Origin of the sequence: Mesorhizobium sp. M2A.F.Ca.ET.039.01.1.1, from assembly GCF_003998035.1 — a bacterium.
In the GTDB taxonomy this organism is placed as follows: domain Bacteria; phylum Pseudomonadota; class Alphaproteobacteria; order Rhizobiales; family Rhizobiaceae; genus Mesorhizobium.
Genome location: NZ_RZRY01000386.1, coordinates 1 through 6,094, shown reverse-complemented (window position 1 = coordinate 6,094; position 6,094 = coordinate 1). Strand labels below are relative to the sequence as shown.

Here is a 6,094-nt window from a genome sequence, read left to right as displayed (position 1 = left end):
CCTATGCGGCAAGGAACCGGCGACGCGCCAGTCTTCGAGCGGCTTGGCGAGCCATGAGTTTTCTTCGCGGCTGGCTGGCTCTCCATGAAACGGAAAAACTGGCCGCGCGACAACTTCTTACGGAACAGCACTTCGCCCGTCATCGATGCGCCATGAAGCTGGAAAACGTTCTTTGCCAGGTCTACCCCGATCATTGTAACCTTCCGTCCTCTCTGCTGCGTGATCCTTAAAGGATCACGACTCTGGCACACTGCGATGCCGTCTAGGGAGGGCGGCAACCACCCCATCTTGTCCTGACCCCGCGCGCCCGACCTACTGCTGGCGACCGCAGAAGCAGCTTCCTGCCTGGAGCGGTTGCGTGACGCCATGAATCTCCCCCCGTTTCAGGCCGCCATTGGCTGGGCCAAGGGCGAAACGGTGATGATGGCACGGATCGTCATCAGCACGATCAATCCGCGCTCGGCGCCGGTCATGTCGAGATAGGCGCGAACTTGCCAGCGATAGTGATCGAGTGTCTGGCGATCTGGGTTAATGTCGCTCGATGATGACGACCGGGCGACCCTCGGCGGTCAAGGTCAGCGCGTCCGCGATGCCAGCGGTCGCCGTTTCCTCGCTCTCATCCGCGAGGGCGGCGTAAACGGGGAACTCGGCCAGAAGCGCTGGGCGCAATGACGCGATCTCGGGCAGAGCCAGGGTCCGCATGACACAGCCCGCCAGCTCCTCGGCTGAAAGACCCGTCGCCGGATCGGCAACGGGCGAACGGCCGAGCGCCCGGATGAGCACGTTGGCGCGTTCGGTGAGGGCCTATCTCTCCCCGCTTGTAGGCCGCGACCCCCCGCGCATCAGGACTCGCCGGAACGGCGAGGGTCGGGCGGCGTCATTCTGCGCGGAATGGCGTCCTTTGTGACCTTTCGACGCTGACGGCGCAGGTCGGCGAGCGCGTTATGCGAGACGCGATGCCTCCTCGAAATACGTGCCGATGATGGCGGGGACACTCTCGCTGGCAACAGGCGGGCTGAACAGGAAGCCCTGCAACTCGCCGCATTTCTCGGCGCACAATGCCTCCAACTGCGCGACCGTCTCCACACCTTCGGCCGTTGTATCGATGCCGAGGCTGGCGCCGAGTCCTATGACGGCACGGACGATGGCGAGCGACTCTGGACACCGGCCGATCTCGCGGACAAACGATCGGTCTATTTTGAGACGGTTGAACGGAAACTGCCTGAGATAGCTCAGGCTGGAGTAGCCAGTGCCAAAATCGTCGAGTGCAATGCGCACGCCCATCAAGCGAAGCTGGTTGAGGATGGCGAGGTTGGTGCTGCTGGCCGACAGCAGCACCGACTCGGTGATCTCGATCTCAAGCTGGTGCGGCTCCAGCCCGCTTCCGGCCAGGGCCAACCCGACCGTTTCGACGAGGTCCCCTTTGCGGAACTGCACCGGCGAGACGTTGACGGACAGCACCAGCTCTCGCGGCCAGGTTGCCGCCTCTCGGCATGCCACCGCAAGCGCCCAGCGGCCGAGCTCGTCGAGCTTGCCGGTTTCCTCCGCGATCGGAATGAAATCCGCGGGCGACACCATGCCCCGGCGCGGATTGTGCCAGCGCAGCAGGGCCTCGAACCCGCGCAGCTTTCCGGTTTGCGTCCGGATGATGGGCTGGTAATGCAACTCGAACTCGCGGTCGATTTCGGCGCCGCGCAACTCTATCTCCAGCGCACGCCGCTCGCGCTGGCGCATGTCCATCCCGGCCTCGAACCAGCGGAAGGTGCCCTTGTCCGATTGCTTCGCGCGGTACAGGGCGAGATCGGCGCATTTCAGCAGGCTGTCGATGTCAGCGGCGTCGTCTGGGACCAGCGCTGCGCCGATACTCGCGCCGATCACTATCTCGGCGCCGTCGACCTTCCGTATAGCGGTAAGATCACGGATGACGCGCTGGCCGAGCTCCTCAACGTCGGAGCGGCATTCGACGGCCGGCACCAGGATCGCAAATTCGTCGCCGCCGAGCCTGGCCACCACGTCGGTTTTGCGCACCAGTTCTTTCAGCCGGGCGGTCACCTCTATGAGGAGTGCGTCGCCTGCCGCGTGTCCGAGCGTGTCGTTGACTGTCTTGAAATTGTCGAGGTCGATCAGCACCACGCCGAACCGCCGTCCGTCCTGCTTGAGGCTGACCACCGCCCGCTCCAGCTCGCGCGTGAAAACCGTTCGATTGGCCAGTCCCGTCAATGGATCATGATGAGCGAGGTAAGTGATATGGGCTTCGGCGCGCTTGCGCTCCGTAATGTCCACGATTGTCGATAGTATTGCCACCTGATGATCTACGAGGGTTTCGCTTGTGTACTCGATCACATCGAGTTCGCGACCGTCGGCGGTGCGGTGCCGAAGCACCATTTCGCGACCGTCGCTTTCGCGGATGGTGGTCCCATCCACGCGGATTTCGGCAAGGCTGCGGTCCAGGAAGTCGCTGCGGCTGTAGCCGTAGAGACGCAGCGCCGCTTCATTGACGTTGAGAAAGTTGCCGGTCGACTGGCTGCGCACGAACATCGGAACCGGATTGTCGTCGAAAAGAGAGCGGAAGAGAGTCTCCCGCGCCTTCAGGTCGCGAATGTCGGTGAGAGTGACCACCAGCACGCCGCCGGCGATGTCGACACCGACCTTGAGAGCGATCCCCTGCTGTCCCAGCCAATAGGCGAGCTCGAAGCTCGATAGGCGCCCCCCTGAACCCGCGCGCAGCAGTTCCTGGGGTACCTCTGGAATGCCGACTTGGGTCAGCGCGTCCGATAGCAGGGTGGACTGGAGGCTGTCGACGGTCGCTCCGAGGAAGCCCGCCGCGGCCTCGTTGATGCTCAGTATGCAGAAGTCAGAAATTGCGCCATGCCCACGATCGATCGGGCTCAGCCCGATAACGCCTTCCTGAGTGGAGTTGATGAGCAGACTGGCAAGCTCGAACTGGCTGGCGCGCGGCCGAAGGAATAGAAGGAAGTATTCGCCCGGCCAGCGGCACGACAATGGCAGCGCGACGATCTCGATGGTGGAGACCTTGCCGTCAACGACCCAGTGGCAAACCTTGAGCCGGGGCTCGCCTGCCGAGGAGGCGTTGTCGAGGGCGGAGGCGATTGCCAGATTGAAGGCATACGGCAGCTCATCGAGGCTGCGCGCGGACTCCGCAAAGCCCACGATGGCGCGGAAGCGCCGGCCGCAGCGCAAAAGGAAGGGCGGCTCGTCGCCCAAACGACGGACCACAGCGATCTCTTCTGAGAAGCGGCCAACGCTGCCTAGCGCAATTTCCTCATAGGGCGGGAGGGGACCTGTGCCGCAGGCGGATTGCCACCGGCGCAGGATGAGCCGCACGTCGTCGGACTCCGTTTGGGCCGCTACGCTATGCCCTCCTGGAGCGTCGACCGTGTCGGGGGCGGTCTGCTCAAGCCCCACCATCGGGTGTGCACTCACCTTCTGCAAAAAAACGTCTCTGAGAGCCGCAATCATCCTCGCATCTCGCCGGTTCTGCCGCGGGTCCAAATCGGGTCGAAGGCGAAAAACCTCGACCGGTCAACAAGCAATCTGAGGAGCGTAGCTCCGGTTGGCCGGAGCGTCCGGCATCTAGGCGAGCCCGCAGATCCGACGGTCTGCCGCGGTGCGGTCGCGCGCCTTGTCTGATCCTGCGCTCCACTCGACGCGGAACCTATGGCTTGGACCCTTAACGTTCGACTAAATAAAGCGTCATGATCCTGTTACATCGAGTGCCGAGCAGGGGGCTTTAGTTGGTCGGCCTGTTTGTCGACAACTCACACAGAGACGCCCGCCGAAAGCCCGCCCAAGTGCGCTCACAACTGAGGCATGTTTGTGAGGCCTGCTAACCTCTCCGGGCTGGACGACGCCGGCTTAGGGATCCATCTCACTTTTCCATCGCCTTCTCTGAGGTCGTCGCCCATCTGGTGTCGCGCAAGGTCGCCAAGGGGCTGAAGCCGGTCGAGGCCGCGCACCAGGCGGCTGAAGCGGCTCTCGGCGCCTTCGCGCTGGCGATCATGTTCAAGGGCGACTAAGACCTGATCGTCGGCGCCCGCAACGGCCGTTGCAGCCATAAGGGACAAAGCAGTTGTTGCGCGTTTACGGCCGGTATCGTGCAGGTGATTTTCCTCCTGGCAATCCAAGGGCCTTGCGATTTCTCGTTTTTGCTGCGCCTATCCCCAAGTCAGAATGTTAACTGGCTTGGGCAAACCAACACTGCAACTGATACAAAGGAAAAATGCATGGCAACTGGCACTGTGAAGTGGTTCAACAGCACGAAGGGTTACGGCTTTATTCAGCCCGATGCGGTTGGCCCGGACGTTTTTGTCCACATTTCCGCTGTGGAGCGTTCGGGGCTTTCGACTCTCGCTGACGGGCAAAAGGTTAATTACGAGATCGAGCAGGACCGCCGCACCGGGAAATCCTCAGCCGGCAATCTCAGCAAAGTAAAGTGAGCTGACGGCCTCTTGCGCATGGGGGCAGCCGCTCAGCGGTGGCCCATCCCTTCCCCCCGCAGACGAAATCGTACGGGAACATAAATCGAGCATGCCGTGCGCAAGTTGCTACCTAGCGCGAATGCGACGAAAGGCGGGTTCTCCCCGCCTTTCAAGTCAGCGTGCCGGAATAACGCTCAGGCCGCGCCGTTCTTACGGGTCCTCTTTGCAGGGGCTGCCTGTTCGGTCTGATTAGGCTTTCTACCCAGGCCCATGGTCTTGGCTAAAGCCGAGCGCGTCGCGGCATAGCTCGGGGCGACCATCGGATAGTCTGCCGGCAGGCCCCACTTGGCGCGGTATTCTTCAGGCGTCAGGCCATAATGGGTCGCGAGATGCCGCTTCAGCGACTTGAATTTTTTTCCGTCCTCCAGGCTGATGATGTAGTCGGGGGTGACCGATTTCCTGATGGGAACGGCAGGCTTGAGCTCCTCAGGCTTCACGACCGGGCCACCGATCGTGCCTTTTAAGGCGGCATGCACCTGGTCGATCAGGCCCGGAAGATCGCCCACGGGAACCGGATTGTTCGACACGTAAGCCGATACGACGTCGGCGGTAAGCTCGATGAGGGCATCACTATTGTTCTCGATTTCTTCTGTCACGGAATGCTCCTGATTTTGATGGCTATGCAAAATTCAGTTTGATTAATGAAGCCAGCCACAGAACGCAATGAAAGTTGCGTTCTACCCATCAATAGGGTCTTCTCAAAGCGGCGCGCGCCATACGCGCATGAATAGACACATCGCCGCCGCTCAAAACTTCCAGTAGAATGATCGATTCGGGTGCAAAGGCGCTTTGGCGATGGATGGGCAGGTGTTTCCAGCAGGACGATTTCGTTTTGGCTTTGACGCAGCCATCGAAAATTACTTCGGCTCGGCACCTATAATGCCCTGATCCTGCCACTCTCCAGAGGCAAGTCCTGCAAAGGAGGAATCTCCAACTAAACGTATACACAAACGGAGAGGGACTCGCCCAATGAGCAGGGTGGCGCGCGGACGCGGCTTCGGTTTCGTCGGCGACATTCGCTCCGCTTGAGAATCCGTCCTTTCGTGTAATCTGGCTTGCCGCACAGGTGTCGAGCATGGCTGTTCCAGACCTTTGCGGTCAGCTGGCTGATGGCGACCATCTCGACCTCGGACCTGATGGTCACCCTGGTGCAGACCTCCACGACGCTGCCCGTATTCATTCTGTCGATCTTCGCCGGGGCCATCGCCGACAATTTCAGCCGCCGCTATGTCATGGTGATCGGCTGATGCGTAATAGCTTTGTCATCGATCACGCTGACCGCTCTCGTCGGGCTGGGATTTTACAATCCATGGATGATCCTCGCCTTCAGCTGCCTGGCCGGATGCGGCGCTACCTTCACCGATCATTTCTGCGAAAGCGCGAAGTGCCGGCCGCGGTCACGCTGATCTCGGTCGGCTACAATGCTATGCGAAGCATCGGTCACGGCGAATTCGTCTGTCTTCTGGGGGCCATCCGGCTGCGGGAAATCAACCCTCCTCGGGGCCTTGGCGGGACAATCAAGCCAGCTGCCGGCATCGTTTCCGTCTATGGAGAGCCGGTAAAAAATCCCCATCCGGAACGCGGTATCGTTTTCC

At 61.2% G+C, this 6,094-nt stretch carries 5 protein-coding genes and 1 pseudogene; 3 read left to right on the top strand and 3 right to left on the bottom strand.

The genetic code is table 11. The features are described from left to right. Window positions 1-528: 528 nt before the first annotated feature. Both EOA24_RS43245 and EOA24_RS24545 read right to left on the bottom strand, forming a co-directional pair. A complete protein-coding gene (locus tag EOA24_RS43245) occupies window positions 529-783 on the bottom strand; it encodes a hypothetical protein (RefSeq protein ID WP_245501847.1) in 255 nt (84 codons plus the stop codon). A 159-nt stretch (window positions 784-942) separates the two neighbouring features. Further along, entirely contained in the window at window positions 943-3,480 is a 2,538-nt protein-coding gene (locus tag EOA24_RS24545; RefSeq protein ID WP_127410147.1) for an EAL domain-containing protein, read from the bottom strand. Between the two features lie 764 nt (window positions 3,481-4,244). Here EOA24_RS24545 and EOA24_RS24540 point away from each other — a divergent pair. Next, window positions 4,245-4,457 (top strand): cold-shock protein, encoded by a 213-nt coding sequence (locus tag EOA24_RS24540; protein WP_127410148.1) that lies wholly within the window; start codon window positions 4,245-4,247, stop codon window positions 4,455-4,457. A gap of 176 nt (window positions 4,458-4,633) precedes the next feature. Here EOA24_RS24540 and EOA24_RS24535 read toward each other — a convergent pair whose 3' ends face one another. Then, window positions 4,634-5,095: a MucR family transcriptional regulator gene (locus tag EOA24_RS24535; RefSeq protein ID WP_127410146.1), complete on the bottom strand. Its 462-nt coding sequence runs from the start codon at window positions 5,093-5,095 to the stop codon at window positions 4,634-4,636. A 513-nt stretch (window positions 5,096-5,608) separates the two neighbouring features. On the opposite strand from EOA24_RS24535, the gene EOA24_RS43240 reads away from it, so the two are divergent. Further along, on the top strand, window positions 5,609-5,746 hold the full coding sequence (locus tag EOA24_RS43240; protein ID WP_245501846.1) for an MFS transporter: 138 nt from the start codon (window positions 5,609-5,611) through the stop codon (window positions 5,744-5,746). Window positions 5,747-5,925: 179 nt separating this feature from the next. After that, a pseudogene (locus EOA24_RS43235) lies at window positions 5,926-6,094 on the top strand (ATP-binding cassette domain-containing protein); the annotation flags it as partial.